Origin of the sequence: Streptomyces sp. NBC_00654 (genome assembly GCF_026341775.1) — a bacterium.
Taxonomy (GTDB): Bacteria; Actinomycetota; Actinomycetes; order Streptomycetales; family Streptomycetaceae; genus Streptomyces.
In genome coordinates, this window is record NZ_JAPEOB010000002.1 from 325,550 (window position 1) to 347,184 (window position 21,635).

The window sequence follows — 21,635 nt, forward strand, 5'->3', positions numbered from 1 at the left end:
GGTCACCGAGTCCGAAAAGGCCGCGTCCCAAGGGGTTCCGACGGCACTGTCTAGGGGTTGTCGCACAACTTGCCGTCCGCTCATCATGAGCCAGCCCGCATGGGACCACGACCACCGGCACACACCGATCATGGAGAGCCGCGATGCCGTATTCGCCGGAGCGCCCGCCGTCAGCCGATACCGACTCGCCCGCGTCCTTGCACGGTCTGGTGGCCCGGCACGCGGCGCTCCGCGGTGACGCACCGGCACTGCGCTGCGGCCCGGTCGAGTTGCGCTACGCCGAGCTGGACACCCGTGCCAACCAACTGGCCCACGTGCTGCGCGGTCGCGGCGTGGGCGCCGAGGACGTGGTGGCGCTGGCGCTGCCCCGCTCGGCCGACCTGATCGTCGCCATGCTCGCGGTCGGAAAGGCCGGTGGCGCGTTCCTGCCGGTGGACATCCATCACCCGGCCGAGCGGATCGCCTTCATGTGCGCCGACAGCGCGCCCCGCGCCCTGCTGACCACCGAGGCGGTGCTGCCCGGACTGCCGGACACCCCGGGCACCGACCAGTTGTCGCTGCCGGAGCTCCTGGCCGAGGCGGCCACGGCGCCGGTGACCGCCCCGGACCCGGTGGACCATCCGCTGTCACTGGCGTACGTCATCTACACGTCCGGTTCGACGGGCAGGCCCAAGGGGGCCGCCGTACCGCACCGGGGGGTTGCGCCGTTCGGCGCCGACCTGGTGGACCGGATGGCGGCAGGCCCCGACTGCGTGGTGTCGCAGCTCGCCTCGCCCAGCTTCGACGCCATGATCATCGAGGTTCTGCTGGCGTTCGTGCCGGGCGGCACCCTGGTCGTCTCGCCCCCGGACACGCTGGTCGGGGAGGATCTGGCCTCGTTCCTCGCGGACCACCGGATCACCCACGCGTTCGTACCGCCGTCGGTGCTGGCGACCGTACCGCGGACCGGTCTTCCGGCGCTGCGGGCGCTGATGGTGGGTGGTGAGGCGTGCGGCGCGCGGCTGGTGGACATCTGGAGCCGCGGCCGCAGAATGATCAACGGCTACGGCCCCACCGAGACCACCATGGCGATCACCCTCTCGGCCCCGCTCGTACCCGGGCCGGACGCACCGCCGATCGGCTCCCGGGCCGGTGACAGCCGCTTGTACGTACTGGACGACGCACTGCGCCCGACGCCGCCCGGTGAGATCGGCGAGCTGTACAGCGGCGGCGGTGGCGTGACCCGCGGATACGTCGCCCGCGCCGGGCTCACCGCGCAGCGCTACGTCGCCGACCCGTTCGGGGCGCCGGGCAGCCGGATGTACCGTACCGGCGACCTGGTGCGGCAGCTTCCGGACGGGCAACTCGCCTATTGCGGCCGTGTCGACGACCAGATCAAGATCCGGGGCCTGCGGATCGAACCGGGCGAGATCGAGACGGTCCTCACCGGGCACCCGGCGGTGGAACAGGCCCGGGTCCTGGTGCACGAGGACCAGCTCGGCGAGAAGCGGCTGGCCGCCTACCTGGTAGCCGCACCGGCACGGGACAACGACGACGGCAACGCCGAGCGGCACGTCGACGAGTGGCAGCAGATCTACGACTCGTTCTACGACGGGTCCGACAGCGCGGGTTTCGGGGCCGACTTCTCCGGCTGGAACTCCAGTTACACCGGTGAGGGTATCCCGGTCGAGCAGATGGCCCGCTGGCGCGAGGCGATCGTCACCCGCGTACGGAACTTCACGCCGCGGCGCGTCCTGGAGGTCGGCGTCGGATCCGGCCTGATCCTGACGCCACTGGTCGGCCAGGTGGACGAGTACTGGGGAACCGACTACTCGGCGTCCGCGATCGAGGGGCTGCGCGAGCGGCTCGCCGGTGAAGCGGGCACCGCCGAGAAGGTCACCCTGCGCGTGCAGGCCGCCGATGTGACCACCGGCCTGCCGCACGGCCACTTCGACACGATCATCATCAACTCGGTCGTGCAGTACTTCCCCGATGAGCGGTACGTGCGGGACGTTCTGGCCAAGCTGGTGGACCTGCTCGGTCCGGGCGGCCGGCTGTTCGTCGGTGACGTGCGGTGCCTGCCGCTCGTGGACAGCATGTGGACCGGCGTCCGGCTCGGGCAGCTCGACCACGATCCGGGTCCCGAGGTGCTGCGCCGCGAGATCGAACAGGCGGTGGCCCTGGAGAAGGAGCTCCTGATCGACCCGGGCTTCTTCGGCACCGTCGGCGCCGGCGCGGTCGATGTGCGGCTGAAGCCGGGCGCCGACCACAACGAACTGACCAAACACCGCTACGACGTGGTGCTGCACAAGCACGGCACCGACGCGCAGGACCTGTCGGCGGCCCCGGTGCTGAGCTGGGGGCTCGATGTCCGGGATCCCCAGGACCTGGCCGCGCGTCTGGCCGACGGCACCGCGCTGCGGCTCACCGGGGTGCGCAACGCCCGGGTCGCCGGTGAGGTCGCCGCCGCACGAGCGGTCCGGGCGGGCGCGCCGGTGGAGACCACGCGCGCCGCGCTCGCGGGTCCGGGCGACCGGATCGACCCGGAGTACTGGCACTCTCTGGCCGCGGCGCACGGGCGCACCGCCGTGGTCACCTGGTCGGCGGACGGCCCGGACCTGCTCGACGTTCTCTTCCCGGCCGCCGACGGCCCACAGGTGCTGGACGGTGTGTACCTGCACGGCGGCTCCCTCGGTTCCACCGGCTTCACCAACGACCCGATCGCCACCCGGCGTCGCGGGCTGCTCGTCGCGGCTCTGCGCGACTGGGCCAAGGAGCGCCTCCCGTCCTATCTGGTGCCCTCCGCGTTCATGGTGCTCGACGCGCTGCCCCTGTCGGCGAGCGGCAAGCTGGACCGGCAGGCGCTGCCCGAGCCCGACTTCCGCGGCGACGGGTCCGGCCGGGCGCCCCGGGACGCGCGGGAGAAGCTGCTCTGCGAACTCGCCGCCGAACTGCTCGACCGGTCCTGGATCACCATCGACGACAACTTCTTCGACCTCGGCGGCCACTCGCTCCTCGCCACCCGTCTGCTCAACCGGATCCGGGGCGCCTTCGGCGTCCGGCTCGGGCTCGACGCGCTGTTCGCCACGCCCACCGTCGCGGGTCTCGCGGCCACCCTCGCCGAGACCGCCGGACAGGAGGCGACGGCCCTGGTCGCGGCCCCCCGGCCGGAACGCGTCCCGCTGTCCTGGGCGCAGCAGCGCCTGTGGTTCGTCAACCGTATGGATCCGCTCGGCTGGACCTACAACCTCCCCGTGGTCGTGCGCCTGACCGGTCCGGTGGACCGGGCCGCGCTGTCCGCCGCGGTCGGGGACCTGATGGCGCGGCACGAGTCGCTGCGCACCGTGTTCGACGAGCGGGACGGACAGCCCTGCCAGCGGATCCTTCCGCCGGCGCCCGCGGGCGATCCGGTCCGTGTGCTGGACGTGGACGAGTCCGACGTGGACGGGGCCGTGCGGACCGCCTGCCGGCAACCCTTCGACATCACCGCGGAAGCGCCGGTACGGGTGTGGCTGCTGCGCACCGCGCCGGAGCGGCATGTGCTGGTGCTGGTGCTGCACCACATCGCCGGCGACGGATGGTCGATGCGGCCGCTGGCACGGGATCTGGCCACCGCGTACGCGGCGCGGGCCGCCGGCACCGCGCCGGTCTGGCAGCAGCCCCTGCCGGTGCAGTACGCCGACTACGCGCTGTGGCAGCGCGATCTGCTCACCACGGCGTACCAGGAGCAGCTGACCGGGTTCTGGCGCGACTACCTGGCGGAGCTGCCCGAGGAACTGGCCCTGCCCTACGACCGGCCCCGCCCCAGCGGCGCCGACCACGACGGCGCGCTGCTCCCGTTGCGGATACCCGCGTCGCTCCACGCAGGCCTGCTGGCCCTGGCGCAGCAGAGCCGGACCACGCTCTTCATGGTGCTGCACGCCGCCCTGGCCGCGCTCTACACCCGGCTCGGCGCGGGCACCGACATCCCCATCGGCACCGTGGTCGCCGGGCGCGGCGACGACAAGCTCGACGACCTGATCGGCTTCTTCGTCAACAACCTGGTGCTGCGCACCGACACCGCGGGAGACCCGACCTTCCGCGAACTCCTGGAACGCACCAGGACCGACGACGTGGCCGCCCTCAGCCAGCAGGACCTGCCCTTCGACCGTCTCGTCGAGGCACTCAACCCGGCTCGGGCACTCGGCCGCCATCCGCTCTTCCAGACGATGCTGGTCCTGCAGAACAACGCGGACGCCGGTTTCGGCCTGTCCGGCCTGGACGCCGAGGTGGTCCGGTCGACGCCGTCCGCCGCGCAGCTGGACCTCTTCGTGAACCTCACCGACACCTACCGGCGGGACGGCACCGCCGACGGCATGGCCGGCGAGATCGTCTACCGCACCGGGCTCTTCGACCCGGACACGGTACGGTCGCTGGCCGACCGGTTCGTCCGCGTCCTCCAGGCCGTCGCCGCCGACCCCGACCAGCGGCTGGGCCGGCTCGACGTACTCGACAGCGACGAACGCGACACCATCCTCCGGACCTGGAACGACACCGTGCGGCCGCTGCCGGACGCGTCGCTGCCGCGGCTGTTCGCCGCACGCGCCGCGGCGACCCCCGACACGGTGGCGATCACCGGGCCTCTCACCCTGACCTACGCCGAACTGGACCGGCGTGCCAACCATCTGGCGCACCGTCTGGTCGCGGCCGGCGCGTCCCCGGACCGGCCGGTGGCGCTGCTCCAGCGGCGTTCGGCCGACCTCGTCGTGTCCATGCTCGCGGTGCTCAAGGCCGGCGCCGCTTATCTGCCACTGCCGTCGAACGCTCCCGCGGAACGGCTGCGGCAGATGGCCGGCCAGGTCGGCGCCACCGTGCTCGTCGCCGACCGGCCTCACGAGCCGGCGGGCATGACCGTGCTGGCACCCGGGGACGGCGAGTCGTCCGAGCCGCCCCGCCCGGACCCGCACCCGGACCAGGCCGCCTACGTGATGTTCACCAGCGGCTCGACCGGTGTTCCCAAAGCCGTCGTCCTGACGCACCGGAACACGGCCGGGTTCGTCCGCGACCGGCTCTGGCAGGCCGGCGGCACGGTGCTGATGCACTCCGCCACCGGATTCGACGCGTCGGTGCACGAGATCTGGACACCGCTGCTGACCGGCGGCACGGTCGTGGTGGCTCCCGAGGAGATCCTCGACGACGCCGGCCTGGCCCGCGCGGTGACCGCGTTCGGTGTGGACCGGATCTGGCTCACCTCCGGCCTGTTCGGGGCTCTCGCGGAGAACCCGGACTGTTTCACGGGCATCCGGGAGGTACTGACCGGCGGCGACGTGGTGCCGCCCGCGGCGGTCGGACGGATTCTGGACCGCCACCCCGGCCTGACGGTCAGGGCCCTGTACGGTCCGACCGAGACCACCACCTGCTCCTCCCGGTTCTCGATGTCCGGCGCGCAGGCCGTGCCCGGCCGGGTGCCGATCGGCGCTCCGATGGACAACACCCGGCTGTATGTGCTCGACGGGCGGCTCCAGCCGGTGCCGGCCGGGGTCCCGGGCGAGCTCTACATCGCCGGCTCCGGGGTGTCGCGGGGGTACGCCGGACAGCCCGGCCTGACCGCCGAACGGTTCACCGCCGATCCGTGGGGACCGCCCGGCGGCCGGATGTACCGCACCGGTGACATCACCCGGTGGCGGAGTGACGGCACCCTGGACTTCATCGGGCGGGCCGACGCCCAGGTGAAGATCCGCGGCTTCCGGGTCGAACCCGCCGAGGTCGAATGCGCTCTCACCACCCTGCCGGAGGTCGGCCAGGCGTTCGTCACCGCCCATGAGGACCGGGCCGGCGACCGCAGGCTCGTCGCCTACCTGGTGCCCGAGGGCGCCGGCCCGGATGTCGCCGGCGTACGGGACCGGATCGCCGCGACGCTGCCCGACTACCTGGTGCCCAGTGCCTTCGTCGTCCTCGACCGGCTGCCGCTCACCGGCAACGGCAAGGTCGACCGACGGGCCCTGCCGGAGCCCGAGTTCGAGGCCGGCACCGGATACACGGCGCCGCGCACCGCTGCCGAGGAGATCCTCGTCGAGCTCATGGGCGAGCTGCTCGGCAGGTCCCGGGTCGGCGCCCACGACAACTTCTTCGACCTCGGCGGCCACTCGCTCCTCGCCACCCGTCTGGTCAACCGGATCCGCACACACCTGGGAGCGGACCTGGGCGTCTCGGACCTGTTCGAAGCCCCGACCGCGGCGGCACTCGGCGCGCGGCTCGGCTCCGGCCACGGGGCGAGCCGGACCCGCGGCGCCCTGCTGCCGACCGCTCGGCCGTGTCCGCTGCCGCTGTCCTACGCCCAGGAGCGGCTGTGGTTCCTCTCCCGGTGGAACGGGCTGGGCTGGCCGCTGGTGCTGCGCCTGGACGGGGCCCTGGACCTCGACGGGCTGAGCTCCGCGGTGGGCGATCTGCTGGAGCGGCACGAGACGCTGCGCACCCGTTTCCCGGAGGTCGACGGGGCGCCCAGCCAGCAGATCCCGCAGGAGGCCGAACCGGGCGACGTGCTGCGGGTGCTCCCGGTGGACCCGGCCGACCTGGACCGGGAGCTGACGGCCGCCGCCGGCCACCGGTTCGACCTCACCACCGACCTGCCGCTGCGGCTGCACCTGTTCACCACCGGCACGGACCGGCACACGCTGCTGCTGCTGATGCATCACATCGCCGGAGACGGCTGGTCCCTGGCCCCGCTGACCCGGGACCTCGCCCAGGCGTACGCCGCCCGTATCCGTGGTGAGGCGCCCAACTGGCGTCCGCTGCCGGTCCAGTACGCCGACTACACGCTGTGGCAGCGGGCCCTGCTCGAAGGACCGGCCGGGGAAGAGCTCTCGGAGTACTGGACCGGGCAACTGGCCGGGCTCCCGCAGGAACTGGCACTGCCCTACGACCGGCCCCGGCCCGACTCCTCGGACCTGCGTGGCGAGCTGCTTGCGGTCACCCTGCCCGGTCCGCTGCACGCCCGCCTGCTGGACCTGGCCCGGCGCACGCACACCACCCTGTTCATGGTGCTGCACGCCGCACTCGCGACGCTCTACACCCGGCTCGGCGCCGGCACCGACATCCCCATCGGCACCGCGGTCGCCGGGCGCAGCGACGACAGCCTCGACCACCTGATCGGCTGTTTCGTCAACAGCCTGGTCCTGCGGACCGACACCGCCGGGGATCCGAGCTTCCGCGAACTGCTGGGCCGTGTGCGGGACCTGGACCTGGCCGCCTACGCCCACCAGGAGCTGCCGTTCGACCGGATCGTCGACGCGCTCAACCCGGCCCGCACACTGAGCCGGCACCCCCTCTTCCAGACCATGCTGGTGCTGCAGAACAACGCAGAGTCCGCTTTCACGCTGTCCGGCGTGGACGTGTCGCCGGCGCCGGCCGGGGGTGCGCTCGACGAGATCCGGGTCGGTCCGGTGGACTTCGACCTCAGCCTGAGTTTCGTCGAGCACCACGGAGACGGCCGGGTCCCCGAGGGCATCACCGGCGAGGTGCGCTACCGCACCGATCTGTTCGACCGGGACACCGTGGCCGCTCTGATGGACCGGCTCCTGCGGGTACTGGGCGCGGCCGTCGCGGATCCGGACGCGCCGATCGGGCGGATCGACCTGCTGTCCGACGCCGAACGGCAGGCCGCGCTGTCGGGCCGGCGCGGTACCGCACGGCCGGTCGTCGACGAGGATCTCGCCGTCCTGTTCACCCGGCGGGCCGCCGCCGTCCCGGACGCGATCGCCGCGGTCGAGGGCGACAGGTCGATCAGCTACCGGGACCTCGACCGGCGCGCCAACCATCTGGCGCACGTGCTGGTGGCGGCGGGCTGCGCGCCCGACGATCCGGTGGCGATACATCAGCCGCGCGGTATCGACTACCTCGTGACCGTCCTCGCGGTGATCAAGGCCGGCGGCGGCTATCTGCCTCTGCCCGGGTCCGCGCCGCTCGCCCGGCAGCAGCGGATGGTCGACCACATGCGGGCGGGCCTGCTCGTGACCGACCGGCCCACCGGGCTGACCGGGGTCACGGTCATCACGCCCTCCCCCGGTACCGAGGAGCACGGCCCCACGCTCACCACCCACGCGGACCTCACCGCGTACACGATGTTCACCAGCGGCTCGACCGGCACGCCCAAGGCGGTCAGCGTCTCGCACCGCAGTGTCGCCGAGTTCGTCGCCGACCGTGCCTGGGAATGGCTGCGACCGGCCGACACGCTGATGCACTCGCCGACATCGTTCGACCCGTCCACGTTCGAGATCTGGCTGCCCCTGCTGACCGGCGGCCGGGTGGTGATCGCGCCGGAGGGCGACCTGGACACCGACGTACTGGCCCGCACCATCGTCGACGGGAGGGCCACCACCGCGGTCTTCACCTCCGCGCTGTTCAACCTGATGGTGGCCGAGGCCAGAGGGGCACTGTCCGCGCTGGACCTCGTATGGGTGGCCGGTGACGTGGTGTCGCCCGCGTCGGTCGCGGACCTGATGGCCGACGCGCCGCACACCTCGGTCGCGGCCGCCTGGGGCACCACGGAGACCACCATCATCTCCTCCTGGTACCCGATCGCCACGGCGCCGGCCCGTACGGTGCCGATCGGCCGGGCGATGGACAACACCTGGTTGTATCTGCTCGACGAGCGACTGCGGCCGGTGCCCACCGGGGTACCCGGCGAGGTGTACGTGACCGGGACCGGCCTGGCCCGGGGCTACGCGCATCAGCCGGACGTGACCGCCGTACGGTTCGTGGCCGACCCGTACGGCCCGGCCGGTGGGCGCATGTACCGCACCGGCGACCTCGCCCGGTACCGGCCCGACGGGGTGCTCGAGTTCGACGGACGCGCCGACGCGCAGTTGAAGGTCCGTGGATTCCGGATCGAGCCGGCCGAGGTCGAAGCGGCCCTGACCGGCCATCCGGACGTGGCTCACGCGACGGTCACCGGGGACGGCGAACGGCTGATCGGATACCTCGTGCCGCCGGATGTGGACGTGGCCGCCGTGCGGGAGCACGCCGCCCGGACGCTCCCGGACTACATGGTGCCGAGCGTGTTCGTCACGCTGGACCGGCTGCCGCTGACCGGCAACGGCAAGGTCGACCGGAAGGCGCTGCCGGCACCCGGACCGAGCACGTCCGACACGGCCTACGTGGCCCCCCGGGACGAGCGGGAAGCCGCGCTGTGCGCGATGTTCGCCGAGATACTGAAGGCACCGCGGGTCGGTGTGAACGACAACTTCTTCGACCTCGGCGGCCACTCGCTCCTCGCCACCCGCCTGCTCAACCGGGTACGCACCCGGTTCGGCGCGAACCTCAGCGTGGCCGCCCTCTTCGAAGCCCCGACGGTCGCCGCACTCGCCGCACGCCTCGGGCGGGCCGAGAACCGCAGCCGGCCGAAACTCCGCCGGCGCACCGGCCCCGCCGGCGACGAAGGGAATTCCCGGTGAGGCCACGGACGAACCCCCCGGTGGTTGCCGTGCCCCCCCCGGGAAGGCCGGCACGGCAACCACCCCGCCGGCGAGCCGGGCGGCGCGGACCCCGACGGACCCGGCCGGTTCACGCCCACCGCACAACTCGCTCTCCCCTGTCACCCGTTGGCAGGGGACCCGTGGCAGCGGGACCGAAGACCGGCGCGGCGCCGACGGTGCCGCGCCCGCGGGCCGGGCACAGCACCGGCCCGGCACCGCAGAACCCGAGATGACCGTCGAAATGGAGTGGGAGAGCGCGATGTCAAGCATCAGTCCCTCTGAGACCGCAGCCGATCTCGCCGCCGTCGCCGCCCTGCTGGAAATGGCGGACCGGCTGGGTATCGTCCCCCTGCTGGAGCGCGGCGAGCCGGTCACCGCGGCACAGCTGGCCGCGACCGCCGACGTGCCGGAAGAAGGCATGGGCGATTTCCTGTCCGCCCTGGTCGCCGCCGCGCTGCTGGTGCCGACCGGTGTCAAGGAGTTCCGGATCTCGGACGACTTCGCCGACCGGATCCACCAGTCCGGCTACCTCACCTGGTCGTTGAGGGCCAACCAGCCGTACGTCGAGCATCCCGCAGAATTCCTGCGCGACCCGGTCGCCGCCGCCGCGCGGTACCAGCGCAACGGCCGTGAGGTGGCGGTCAGTTCCCGGTGGATCGGAAGTCAGGGCTTCTACCCGGCCGCCACCGAGGCGATCCTCGCCGCGCGGCCGCAGCGGATCGTCGACCTGGGCGCCGGCGCCGCCGGACTGCTGATCGACCTGCTCGGCCGGCTGCCGGGCAGCACCGGGGTGGCCCTGGACATGAGTGCCGGAGCATGCCGGGAGGCGGCCCGCGCGGCCCGGGCAGCGGGCGTCGGCGACCGCCTCGAAGTGGTGGAGCGGCCGATCCAGTCCATCGCCGAGGACCCCGCACCGGTGGCCGGTGCCGACGTCATCCACGCCGGGTTCGTCTTCCATGACATCGTGCAGGAGGGCGACGTCTTCGACCAGGTGCTGCGCAGGTGCCGGGAGGCGCTGCGTCCGGGCGGCATCATGGCGATCACCGACGCGGTGCCGTACGCGTCGGCGGAGCGCGAGCGCAGGTTCAGCGCGCTGTTCACCTACCTGCACGCCGGTTTCATGAACGTGACGCTGCCTCCGGAGGAGGACTGGCTGGCCCGCTTCCGGCAGGCCGGTTTCGACCAGGCCCGGTGCGTGCCGCACCGGTTCCCCGCCGGCCGGCTCTTCATCGCGGCCAGGTGAGCCGTGAGGGACAGCTGACGGTGATGCGCGGGCGACCGGGCAGCCGGACCTCCCGGATCCGAGGGCGCCCGCCCGCGTCCGGGAGGAACCGGCAGCGCCCGAGCCACTGATGCCGGTGCGGAAGTGCGGCCGGGGTGAGGCGTTCCTCCTGTACGACGGTGACCGCGCCCGGACGTTCGAAGCGGCGTCCGGCGCGGTGACCGGTGCCCCGGTCCCGGCTCCGGGTCCGGGGCACCGGGTCCGGGGCACCGGGTCCGGATCGGCGTACCGGCGGACCGGCGGACCGGCGGACCGGCGGACCGGCGAAGACATGACCGAATGTCCGGCGACGGGCAGGAGGGTGCTGTGCCCGGAGGGGTGAGGGTCCGGCTAGGGCGACTCCTCGGTGGGCTCCTTGGGCGCCCAGAACAGCAGCAGGAACTCGACCGGTACGACGGCGTTCTCCTCGTCGTCGGGCCGGTTGAACTCCTCCATCAGCGCGGACAGACGGGACCGGAACTCGGTCGCCCGTTCCGGCGTCAGCCGGCGGTCCAGCGCCACGACCATCGGGCCTAGCGGATCCGGCTCCTCCGCGGCCTCGGGCTCCGGTTGGAAGCGACCGCTGATGATGTCGCGTACGAGCCGGTCGCGGAAGTCGTTCAGCGTCGCGGCGAACGCGTCGGCCAGTTCGCCCGCGTTGCCCGGCGCGGCCAGCAGGTCGCGACTCAGCCGCAGGGCGAACTGCGCCACCCGGTACTGGCTCTCCTGAATGCCGGAGACCATCCGGGTCTGCGCCACCTTGATCAGGCCCGCCGCCTCGAGCACCTTGATGTGCCGGTAGAGCCGGGTGGTCGGCTGGTCCAGAAGCCGGGCGATGTCCTTCACCCTGTGCGACGCACGCACCTCGCACATCATCGTGCGAAGGATCGCCAGCCTCAGCGGGTCGGACAGGGCCTTCAACGTCTCCACGTCGTCCACCTCCCGGACGACCGCGATCGCGTCGGCATCGTCAGCCATTGACCCATCTCCGTTTCCTCGTAGCGAACCATTCACCTACACGCTATCGTTCACGCATGAGTGAATGCTTACGTCAGGGTGATAGTAAGGTCCCCGCCACTCCCGTACCCCTGCGCCGCAACCGGCGTTTTCAGACTCTGTGGATCGGGGCGGCCGCGGCCAACCTCGGCCTCGAAGCCGTGGAGGTCGCCTATCCCCTGCTGATCATGTCCCTCACCGGATCACCGGCGCTGGCGGGCCTCTTCGGCTTCGCCCAGATCGGCACCGCCCTCCTGGTCGGGCTGCCGGCCGGCGCGGTCGTCGACCGCTGGGACCGGCGCCGCATCCTGCTGATCTCCGAGGCGGTCCGCGCCCTCACTCTCGCGTTCATCGTCCTCGGTCTGACCGCCGGCTGGGCGAACTTCGGCCTTCTGATCCTGGCCGCGATCGTCCTGGGCGCCGGTACGGCCTTCGGAGCACCGGCCAGAATGCTGCTGATCCGCGCTGTCGTGCCGGACCACCAGCTGACTGCGGCGCTCAGTCAGGACGAGGCCCGCAGCGGAGCCGCCGCCCTGGCCGGACCGCCCCTCGGCGGCGCGCTCTACCTGGTCTCCCGCACGTTCCCCTTCGTCGCGGCGATCGTCGGTTTCGTGATCTCGTTCGCCTGCACCCTGGTGATACGCCTTCCCGAAGCAGAAAAGCCCACCGAGCCGGTGAGCAACGAGACGAAGAGCGCCCTCGCGCCGCTGACCACCGCCTTCTCCGGACTGCTCGAACTGATCAGCGACCGGCTGCTGCGGTCCGCGCTGCTCCTGATCAGCATCTTCTACTTCAGCATCACCGCCGCGATCCTGATGGTGATGGTGACCCTGCGGGACCAGCACCACTCGCCGGGCACGATCGGTCTGGCCCTGTCCGGTACCGCCGTCGGCATGCTCGTCGGCTCGGCGCTGGTGACGCGGCTCAACCGGCTGCTCAGCCCCGGCGCGCTGCTGCTCTCCGCGTCCACGCTGACCACGGTCGCGGTGGCGCTGCTGGCGCTCCCCCTCGGACCGGTCTGGGTCTTCGCCATGCTGACCCTGGCAGCACTCGGGCTGCCGGCGCTGAAGATCCTCGTCGACATCATGATCTTTCGACAGACCCCGGACCACCGACGAGGCCGTGCCATCGCCGCGACCATCACCCTCATCGGCGCCGGATCCCCGCTCGGTTCCCTGGTCGGCGGTCTGGCCCTGCAGTTCCTCGGTGTCACCGGCGCCATCGCGCTGATCGCGGGCGTCCAGGCCGTGATCACCGTGGCCGGGCTCGCGAGCCGGCACGTCAGGTCCGCTCGCTGGCCCGCATGAGAACCCGCCTCCTCACGAAAGCGAACTGAGCCATGCTCAAGCAGCCCATCTTCATCGTCGGCCATCCCCGCTCCGGCACCAGCCTGGTACGCAGTCTGATCGAACGCAGCGAGCACGTCTGGAGCATCGGCCGCGAAGGCAAGCCGATATGGGAACGCGACGGCCTGCACCCCAGCCGGCGCGGCTGGCACTCCAACGCCCTGGACGCCTCCGACGCGACCCCCGAGGTGGCGGCGCGGCTGAACGCGGACCTGCTCGCCGCCGCGCGCAGACCCGGTGCGGAGTGGTCCGTCGGCGACAAGCTCGACTTCCTCGGCTTCCTCAGCGCCCAGGGCCTCCAGCCGCACTACTACGACGTGCCGCTCAAGGCCCTCCAGGAGCGCTTCCCGGGCGACTGGCCGGAAGGCCCGCCCACCACGCGGGACGGCGGTGAACTCGACGAGATCACACCGTTCTGCTTCCCGCCGCGCGGCCCGCGCCCCACGGAGGCCGACCTCGCCGGCGGGATCCGGCTGGTGGAGAAGAGCATCCAGTCCTGCTTCCGGATCCCGTTCCTGCAGGCCCTCTACCCGGACGCCACGTACGTGTTCGTCATCCGTGATCCGCGTACCAGCATCGGCTCCCTGATGGACGCCTGGCTCAACCCGCGGATGTTCTTCTCCTACCCGGTACCGGTGCCGCTGCGCATCAAGGGCTACTCGGACGTCTTCCCGTGGGGCAAGCAGTGGTGGAACCTGAGCCTGCCGCCCGGTTGGCAGGACTGGGTGGACCTGACTCTGGCCGAGGTCTGCGCACGCAACTGGCTGACCCACAACCAGGCCGTCCTGGACGCCGCCCGGAGCATGGCTCCCACCGGCAACTCCGTACTCGTCCGCTACGAGGACGTCCAGGCCGACCCGGTATCCACGATGGAGGCCGTGGCCGAGGCGGTGAACCTGCCCTTCGCCGACGCCTGGGGCCGCCGCGACCTCCCTGTCGTGATGACCCAGACGGTTCCCGACCCGGACAAGTGGCGCCGTCACGAGTCCGAGATCCGTCAGGTCCTGCCGATCGTCCGCGACCTCGCCGAGAGGGCCGGCTATGACGGCAGCTGAACCGTCCGGCGCCCGGCCGGCGGTGGACGGCCGTCGTCCGGTCCCGGTCATGAAAGCCATTCAGGTCAGTCGGGCCGGCGGGCCCGAGGTGCTCGAACTCGTCGACCTGCCACGCCCGTCACCGCGAGCGGGCGAGGCGCTGGTGCGGCTCGCCGCCGCCGGGGTCAACTACGTCGATGTCTACTTCCGATCCGGCCTCTACCCGGAGGAACTGCCGTACGTACCCGGGCAGGAGGGCGCCGGTACCGTCGTCGAGGTCGGGCCCGGGGTGCGTGAGGTCGCCGTCGGTGACGTGGTCGCCTGGGCGAACCTGCCGGGATCCTATGCGGAGTACGCGCTGCTGAGCGCCGACCGGCTGGTGCCGGTGCCGGAGGGACTGGCCCCCGAACTGGCGGCGGCCACCCTGCTGCAAGGCATGACCGCCCACTACCTGTGCCACGACACCTGTCCGGTCCGGGCCGGCGACACCGTCGTCGTGCACGCCGCCGCGGGCGGCGTCGGCATGCTGCTGACTCAGCTCGTGCGGCTGCGCGGCGGCACAGTGATCGGCACTGCGTCGACCGGGGCCAAGGCGGAGGCCGCGCGTGCCGCAGGTGCCGTCGAGGTCGTCGGCTACCGACCGGGCGCGCTGCTGGAGGCGGTGCGCCGGCACACCGACGGCCTCGGCGCCGCCGCGGTGTTCGACGGCATCGGCGGTCCGACGTTCGACGAGAGCCTCGCCGCGCTGCGCCCGCGCGGAGTCCTGGCGGTCTACGGGCAGTCCGGCGGCGCGGTGCCGCCGTTCGACCTGCAGCGCCTCAACGCCGCCGGGTCCGTGTACGTCACTCGGCCCAACCTGACCCACCACATCCAGGACCGGGCGGAGCTGCTCCGCCGGGGAACGGCCGTACTCCAACTGGTCCGCGACGGAGGTCTGCGGGTCCGGATCGGACAGCGGTTCCCCCTGTCCGCCGCGTCGGACGCCCATGCGGCTCTCGAAGCTCGCACCACGATCGCCAAGACAGTGCTCGCCTGCTCCTCGGCGCCCCCTCGATAGCGCTGATGCGGTCCCACCTTGTTCGTGGGTTGGACGGGCCGTCGTAAGATCCAGAGAACCAGAGACTCCGGGCATGGCTTTCATGCGGTTGCCCTCGATGGTTCTGACCACCTGTGGACGGGCTCCCGCCCCGGGTGAGCCCTGAGGTGGCGCGGGGCGGCTCGGCAGGCCCAGACAGGCCATGAACGCCCGGCCACCTCCTTGTCCGGATACTCTGCGCACGTTCCAGCACGTCCACAGGACCGCGGCGACAACAGGTGGCCAGGACCGTGCCGGGCCCGATGCCCGATGCCCGATGCCCGATGCCCGATCGTCAGAAGCTCATCGAGGCCGGAGCCCGGCCCGTACTCCACCCCTCCGGCGAAAGGATGAAGCAGACGACACATCGCCGCCGACCCGGCCCCGCGGGGATGGCCGAGGTCGCCGCCGTACGGTCGGGCACCGGCATCCTGTCCCGGCCGCCGGAACACCACACCCGGCCGAACCGGGACGGGCTCGCCGGCGTGCCGCGAAGGGCCCCGCGCCTGCCCGGCCCGGAGCGTGGCACCGGTCATGGCGCGGACCGCGCCGGACGATGTCCCGGGCTCGCTCACCGGCCCGGAACCCGCCGTCACCGCCCAGGAGATCGGCCGGCGGTCGGCCCCTTCCACCACGTACGGAAACGCTTGCCCGTCCGCTTCACGCCGCTGCCCGCGTACCCAGGAGGACCACCGTGGAACCGCTCGTTCTCAACCCCGAAGCCCCCGACCGTGTCGGCGAGGACGCCGAACTCCGCCGCCGCGGCGCCGCCACCCGTGTCGACCTTCTCGGGGTCCAGGCCTGGGCGATCACCCACCCCGACCTGCTCAGGCAACTCCTCACGGACCCTCGGGTCTCCAAGGACGCCTCGGCCCACTGGCCCGACTTCGAACGGCAGGCAGCGGTGTGGCCGTTGGCCACGTGGGTCGCCGTGAAGAACATGTTCACCGCCTACGGGGACGACCACCGGCGCCTGCGCAGGCTGATCCAGGGTGCGTTCACGACCCGGCAGACCCGGGCCAGGGCCGCCATGGTCGAGGTCATCGCCCAGCGGCTCCTGGACGACCTGGCCGCTCGCCGGACGGACGGGCCCGTGGATCTGCGCGCCGCGTTCGCCCATCCCCTGCCGATCCTCACCATCTGCCGGCTCATGGGCGTCGGCAGCGCCCATGAGGAGCCCCTGCGCCGGGTCGTCGACAACGTCTTCGACACGACGCTCACCCAGCAGGAGCAACAGGCCGGCGCCGAAGCGCTCTACGCCCTGTTGCATGAGCTCATCGCCCTCAAGCGGGGCACGCCGGGAGACGACCTGATCAGCGTTCTCATCGCGGCCCGTAGCGAGGACGACGGGGCGCTCAGCGAATCCGAACTGGCCGACACGCTGCTTCTCGTCATTTCCGCGGGCTTCGAAACCACCGTCGCTCTGATCACGAACGCGGTCCGCAATCTGCTCGCCCACCCCGGACAGCTCCGGCTGGTCCGCGAGGGGAAGGCGGCGTTCAGCGATGTCGTGGAGGAAACGCTGCGGCGGGACGCACCGATCGCTCACCTGCCCATGCGCTTCGCCGTCCAGGACCTCACACTGCCCGACGGCACGGTGATCAGTAAGGGCGAGGCCATCCTCGCCGCCTACAGCGCGGCCGGACGGCATCCCGATACCTATGGGCCCGACGCCGACACCTTCGATGTCCGCCGGGAGGAGAAGGAGCACCTGGCATTCGGCCACGGAGTCCACCTGTGTCTGGGAGCTCCCCTCGCCCGGCTCGAAGCGACCACGGCCCTCACTCTCCTCTTCGACCGCTTCCCCGATCTCGCACCGGCCGTGGACCCGCGGCATCTGGAGCCCGCCCGCTCGATCATCTCCAACAACCCCCGGGCCCTGCCTGTCCTCCTCCACCCCCACAACTCCCCTGCGGACAAGCCGGCATGACGGCCGTACGCGCCGTGCGCCCACGTCCCACGATCACCGGCAGCGCACCGGGCGCAACCTCCACGGGGATGGCGGTCATCTGCTGAGCGGCAGGGACAGCCGGCCCGCCCGGACGGGGCCTCGCGGCCCCTCTCCGCCCGGGGGGTTCAGGACGGCGGCTGCGCGGAGGGGATGGCCGGAAGCCACGCCGGGGTGTTGTGGCGAAAGCTGTGACCGACCGGGACGATCCCGGAGCCGTTGTCGAGGGCCGAGAGACAGATCCCGAGGTACTCCTCACCGTCGGCTGCCGCCCCGAGCTGCGTACCGCACCGGGAACAGAACCAGCGCTCCACCGTGGGCCAGGACCGGTACGAGCGGGGTGTCCCCGGCCCGGTCCAGGTGAAGGCCGTCGGGCGGAACCCGGCCCAGCCCATGAGCGGGCCGCCGGAGAGGCGGGAGCAGTGGGGGCAGGCGCATACGTGGGGGTCGTAGGGCTCTCCGAACGCTTCGAAGCGGATGTGTCCGCACAGGCAGCCGCCGGTGGACATTGCTTGTGCGGGTGAGTGGTCGTTCGGCATGGGCTTTCCTCGCTGTCGCGGCATGGTCGGTGCAGCCGTCGGCCCGCCGACGACGACACGGCCGGCGGACCGGCTCCGGGCACCGGGGGCTCCTCGGGGTCGGCAGCCTGGCACGCCTGTTCCGCGGCCGGGGTGCGGCCGCACGGAATCGGGCCATTGCCGCCACCGGGGTGCAGCGCGGAACCCCTCGCCACCGTGCGGTCGCCGCAGGGGGCGGAGAGGGTTTCAGGTTGGCCGGAAACCCTCGGAGGAAGCGGCCGAACGGGCGACGATCCATCGAACGAGGGCGTTTCAAACGCCCGGCCCCCGCGTACACGGCGCGAACCGCGATATTCGCACAGACACCCGGAAATACCCCCGCCGTCACCCGTTACGGCGCGCCGGGGAGCCCCGTTCTAGAGCACACGTGCCATTCGATGACTGATGGAGGACACGATGACGCCTCTCCCCGCACCGCTGCACCGACCCCTCGGATTCGAACGATCGCTGCCGGTCAGGCCGCTTCCCGCCCCCGGTGTGCGGCCCGTCGGCGCCTCCGCCCCCGCCCGTGGCTGGGCACGACCGGACGCGGGGCGGGCGGCATGAACAGCCCCGCCGATGAATCGGCCGGCGGTGTCCCAGGACCGCGCGCCACCCCGCTGCCGCCCCCCGCCGGACCGACGCCCACCGGGCCGCGGCGCACGGGGAACGTGTCCCCCGATGCCGAGCCGCTCTCCTCCGGGGCGGTGAACGGTCCGGGGACACAGATGCAGTTCGTGGATCTGACCGGCAGCCGTGAGGCGGCCGGCCGGTCGATCCGGCTGCGTGACATGGCCAGGCGCCTGCCCCGGCTGGTGCGCCGCTCGCTCGAACTCGCCTGGCGCGTCGACCGGCACGCGACCACCGGACTCCTGCTGTGCCAGGCCACCGCAGGGGTGATGCAGGCCCTCGGTCTGCTCGCCATCAGCGGCACCCTGACCGCCCTGCTCAGCAGCGGAGACGTCTACCAGCGCCTTCTGCAGGCATGGCCGCCCGTCGCCCTGCTCGCCGGTGCGGCCGGAGTGCGCGCGCTCCTGGGCATCACCGTCAGTTGGCTGTCCTCCCGTCTCGGCCCACTGATGTCGCGCGAGGCCGAGCAGATGCTGCTCACCGGCTGCGCCCAGGTGGAGCTGTGCGCCTACGACGAACCGGACTTCAACCGGGACCGTGAGGCCGCCGACCGCGGAGCCCAGGTCACCGGGGACCTGGTCGACGAGGGCCAGAACCTGATCGCGTCCTCGGCTTCGTTCCTCGCCGGGGCCATCGTGCTGGCCGGCGTGCACTGGATCCTTCTCCCTCTCCTGGTCGTGGCCAGCCTGCCGCAGGCTCTCGCCCAGGTCAGTGGCGCCCGGGTGCGCTACCTCGCCAACCTCCGCAGCAACGGTGACCAGCGGATGCTGTCGGTGCTGCGCTGGCACATCTACAACCGGGAGGCGGCGGACCAGATCCGTGCCGGCACCATGGCCTCGTTCCTGGGCGGCCGGTACCGGCAGACGGTCGAACGGATCAACCGTGAGGACCGTGGTGCGGCCGACAAGGGTGCTCGTATGTCTCTCGTCGGCGCGCTCTGCGGGGGGCTGGGATCGGCTCTGGTGTGGGCGGCCGTCGTGTGGCTGCTGGCCAACAGCCGCATCAGTGTGGGCCACGCCGGGACAGCGGTATTCGCACTCCAGATGGTGGGGCAATCGGTCCGCGGCCTGGTGTCCGTCGGTGCGCGAGCCATGCGCACCGGCCTCTACATGGACGACTGGACCCGCTTCCTCGACAAGGCGGGCGGGTTCCGCATGCGCCGCGGATCGCACCGGCCGGAGACGCCGGAGACGATCGAGATCAGATCGGTCACCCACCGCTACGCGGGCAAGGACCAGAACGCGCTGACCGACGTCTCGCTCACCCTGCGCAGGGGCGAGGTCACCGCCCTGGTCGGATTCAACGGATCGGGGAAGTCGACCCTGTCGAAGCTGGTGAGCGGCCTGTACCTGCCGACGGACGGAGAGGTGCTGTGGGACGGCACCCCCACCGCGGACGCCGACCCCGACGCTCTGTGGCAACGGGTGGCGCTGGTGCCCCAGGACTACGCGCACTGGCCACTGACCGTGCGCGAGAACATCACCCTCGGGCAGCCCTCCCCCCGCGGCGACGCGGCGGTGCGTGAGGCGTGCGAGGCAGCCGGGGCGGACGAAGTCATCGACAAGCTCGGTTCAGGGCTGGACACCCTCCTCGCCCGCGAGTGGCTCAACGGGGAGGAGCTGAGCGGCGGTCAGTGGCAGCGCGTCGCTCTGGCGAGGGCGTTCTTCCGAGAAGCCGGGCTATTGGTCCTCGATGAGCCGACCGCGAATCTGGACCCACGGGCCGAGTTCCGGATCTTCCAGCGTCTACGGGGCCTGGCCCGGGACCGGGTCGTGCTGCTCGTCACCCACCGCATCACCAATGTCGCCGTGGCCGACCGGATCGTCGTCCTCGACGAAGGCCGGATCGTCCAGGAGGGTACCTATTCGGAACTCTCCCAACAGCCGGGCTTGTTCCAGCAGTTGCTGTCCTTCCAGGTCACGGCCGAACCGGACGGCGACAAGCACGGGACACACCCATGAGCCGCCCCGGAGCCACGTCGCAGCCCCCGGCCGTAACGGGCGCCGACGTCATGCCGTTTCACCTGGTTCCGCGCCGGGAGACTGCGGAGGGGCCGCTGTTCGTCAGCACTTCTTTGGGACCACCGCACGGAACAGGAGTGGCTCCAAAGGCAAGAAAGTCGATCTGGCTCCACTCACGGAGCGATGCGCGGGTCCTGGACGGACGGATAGGGTCCGGGTGGGAGGTGCGGCAATGAGTTTTCGGTTGGCGGCGTATGCCGTGTGCATCGAGGACGGGCGGGTGCTGCTCGCCCGGTGGGTGTCACCGGCGGGCGAAAGCAGTTGGACGCTTCCGGGCGGCGGGGTCGAGCACGGCGAGGATCCATTCGATGCGGTGATCCGGGAGGTCGCCGAGGAGACAGGCTGCACTGCGGTGGTGGATCGCCTGGTCGGAGTGGACTCACGAGTGATCCCTGTGGCCGAAGCCCGTGCGGGAGTCGAACACCAGAATGTCGGCGTCTTCTACCGGGTCCGTATCACTGGCGGCCGGCTCCGGCCCGAGCCGAACGGCGATATCGCCGAGTCGGTCTGGACCGAGATCTCCGACGTCGCCGGCCTGCGCCGGTCATCGCTGGTCGACATCGGCCTCTCCCTCGCCCAGGCCCTTCCGGCAACCGGTCACGTCGATCCTGTCCCGGTCGACGGCCTGATCCAGCATTAGAGGCTGCGTCTGCCTGGCCTGCCCGCCCATGGAGCCAAGACAGGTCCGTGCGCTGGAGCCAGGACACGTACTCACAGACACCGACGGCACCATCGCCTGCCTGACCCACATCAGGAACCACGATGCGCCGGATGCCACCACCGCCGAACGGAGTTCTCCATCCACACCTAAGGGCGGCCTGGCCCGGAGCCGGCCCAGCGGTTCGCCGCGTGTGTGCACGGGGGCCGGGATGTACACACGAGCGGCTACCCGCCGCTGAGTGTCCACCCGCCCAGGACCCCGGACGATCAGCTGCCGCCCGGTGACGTGCTCGACACACCCGCCTCCCGGTTGGTCCACGGCCGGCCCGGCCGTGACTCCCGGGTGCCCGGGCCGACGGCACCATCCGAAACAGTCCGGGCAGCGAAGGAGAGGCCGTGATCGCACGACCCGGGCCAGCGAGTCCTCTCCTCCTGTGACGTCATCGTCCGCGCCGAATCTGCTCGGCTTGTTCGCCCACCCCGCCGGCGGGGTCCTCGCCCAGCGTTGCCACCGCACACGCGCCCACTGCCGTGGTCACCATGACCTGGGACCCGACCAGCACTCGGGCCGCCCCAAGTACCACTACCGCTGACACAACGGTCCAGCCCCGCACGGGCTTACCGTCGCCCAGGTCTGGGAGTGGTCATTCGCTCCGGACGGGCGCGTCCTCGTCCT

Annotated in this window: 11 protein-coding genes; 9 read left to right on the plus strand and 2 right to left on the minus strand. The window is 71.8% G+C overall.

Annotation, left to right across the window (positions count from 1 at the left end; translation table 11 throughout):
• Positions 1–143 precede the first annotated feature (143 nt).
• Both OHA98_RS21630 and OHA98_RS21635 read left to right on the plus strand, forming a co-directional pair.
• Positions 144–9,410, plus strand: a complete 9,267-nt coding sequence (locus OHA98_RS21630) for a non-ribosomal peptide synthetase (RefSeq protein WP_266928356.1) — start codon at positions 144–146, stop codon at positions 9,408–9,410.
• Positions 9,411–9,690: 280 nt separating this feature from the next.
• Positions 9,691–10,674, plus strand: a complete 984-nt coding sequence (locus OHA98_RS21635; RefSeq protein ID WP_266928358.1) for a trans-aconitate 2-methyltransferase — start codon at positions 9,691–9,693, stop codon at positions 10,672–10,674.
• Positions 10,675–11,043: 369 nt separating this feature from the next.
• Here OHA98_RS21635 and OHA98_RS21640 read toward each other — a convergent pair whose 3' ends face one another.
• Positions 11,044–11,670, minus strand: a complete 627-nt coding sequence (locus OHA98_RS21640; protein ID WP_266928360.1) for a helix-turn-helix domain-containing protein — start codon at positions 11,668–11,670, stop codon at positions 11,044–11,046.
• Positions 11,671–11,726: 56 nt separating this feature from the next.
• Between OHA98_RS21640 and OHA98_RS21645 the strand changes: the two genes are divergently transcribed.
• The 4 genes from OHA98_RS21645 (at position 11,727) to OHA98_RS21660 (ending at position 17,073) form a co-directional block, all read left to right on the plus strand.
• The gene (locus OHA98_RS21645; protein WP_266928362.1) at positions 11,727–12,995 is read left to right on the plus strand and encodes an MFS transporter; all 1,269 of its coding nucleotides are present in this window, start codon (positions 11,727–11,729) and stop codon (positions 12,993–12,995) included.
• A gap of 32 nt (positions 12,996–13,027) precedes the next feature.
• Positions 13,028–14,089: a sulfotransferase gene (locus OHA98_RS21650; protein WP_266928391.1), complete on the plus strand. Its 1,062-nt coding sequence runs from the start codon at positions 13,028–13,030 to the stop codon at positions 14,087–14,089.
• A 49-nt stretch (positions 14,090–14,138) separates the two neighbouring features.
• Positions 14,139–15,125 (plus strand): quinone oxidoreductase, encoded by a 987-nt coding sequence (locus tag OHA98_RS21655; RefSeq protein WP_266928393.1) that lies wholly within the window; start codon positions 14,139–14,141, stop codon positions 15,123–15,125.
• 712 nt (positions 15,126–15,837) lie between these two features.
• A complete protein-coding gene (locus tag OHA98_RS21660; protein ID WP_266928395.1) occupies positions 15,838–17,073 on the plus strand; it encodes a cytochrome P450 in 1,236 nt (411 codons plus the stop codon).
• A 146-nt stretch (positions 17,074–17,219) separates the two neighbouring features.
• Here the strand turns inward: OHA98_RS21660 and OHA98_RS21665 are convergent, their stop codons facing one another.
• Positions 17,220–17,630, minus strand: coding sequence for a GFA family protein (locus OHA98_RS21665; RefSeq protein ID WP_266928396.1), 411 nt, complete (start codon positions 17,628–17,630; stop codon positions 17,220–17,222).
• A gap of 746 nt (positions 17,631–18,376) precedes the next feature.
• Between OHA98_RS21665 and OHA98_RS21670 the strand changes: the two genes are divergently transcribed.
• The 3 genes from OHA98_RS21670 (at position 18,377) to OHA98_RS21680 (ending at position 21,552) form a co-directional block, all read left to right on the plus strand.
• Positions 18,377–20,239 carry an ABC transporter ATP-binding protein gene (locus tag OHA98_RS21670; protein ID WP_266930834.1) on the plus strand — a complete coding sequence of 621 codons (1,863 nt, stop codon included), beginning with the start codon at positions 18,377–18,379 and terminating at the stop codon, positions 20,237–20,239.
• A 232-nt stretch (positions 20,240–20,471) separates the two neighbouring features.
• A complete protein-coding gene (locus OHA98_RS21675; protein ID WP_266930836.1) occupies positions 20,472–20,939 on the plus strand; it encodes an NUDIX hydrolase in 468 nt (155 codons plus the stop codon).
• A gap of 454 nt (positions 20,940–21,393) precedes the next feature.
• A complete protein-coding gene (locus OHA98_RS21680) occupies positions 21,394–21,552 on the plus strand; it encodes a hypothetical protein (protein WP_266928397.1) in 159 nt (52 codons plus the stop codon).
• Positions 21,553–21,635: the final 83 nt, after the last annotated feature.

What these genes read in the sequence shown, in the direction of transcription:
- OHA98_RS21670 (WP_266930834.1), top strand. Translation starts at nt 18,377, where the DNA reads ATGCAGTTCGTGGATCTGACCGGCAGCCGTGAGGCGGCCGGCCGGTCG.
- OHA98_RS21645 (WP_266928362.1), top strand. Translation starts at nt 11,727, where the DNA reads ATGAGTGAATGCTTACGTCAGGGTGATAGTAAGGTCCCCGCCACTCCC.
- OHA98_RS21650 (WP_266928391.1), top strand. Translation starts at nt 13,028, where the DNA reads ATGCTCAAGCAGCCCATCTTCATCGTCGGCCATCCCCGCTCCGGCACC.
- OHA98_RS21640 (WP_266928360.1), bottom strand. Translation starts at nt 11,670, where the DNA reads ATGGCTGACGATGCCGACGCGATCGCGGTCGTCCGGGAGGTGGACGAC.
- OHA98_RS21630 (WP_266928356.1), top strand. Translation starts at nt 144, where the DNA reads ATGCCGTATTCGCCGGAGCGCCCGCCGTCAGCCGATACCGACTCGCCC.
- OHA98_RS21635 (WP_266928358.1), top strand. Translation starts at nt 9,691, where the DNA reads ATGTCAAGCATCAGTCCCTCTGAGACCGCAGCCGATCTCGCCGCCGTC.
- OHA98_RS21655 (WP_266928393.1), top strand. Translation starts at nt 14,139, where the DNA reads ATGAAAGCCATTCAGGTCAGTCGGGCCGGCGGGCCCGAGGTGCTCGAA.
- OHA98_RS21665 (WP_266928396.1), bottom strand. Translation starts at nt 17,630, where the DNA reads ATGCCGAACGACCACTCACCCGCACAAGCAATGTCCACCGGCGGCTGC.
- OHA98_RS21675 (WP_266930836.1), top strand. Translation starts at nt 20,472, where the DNA reads ATGAGTTTTCGGTTGGCGGCGTATGCCGTGTGCATCGAGGACGGGCGG.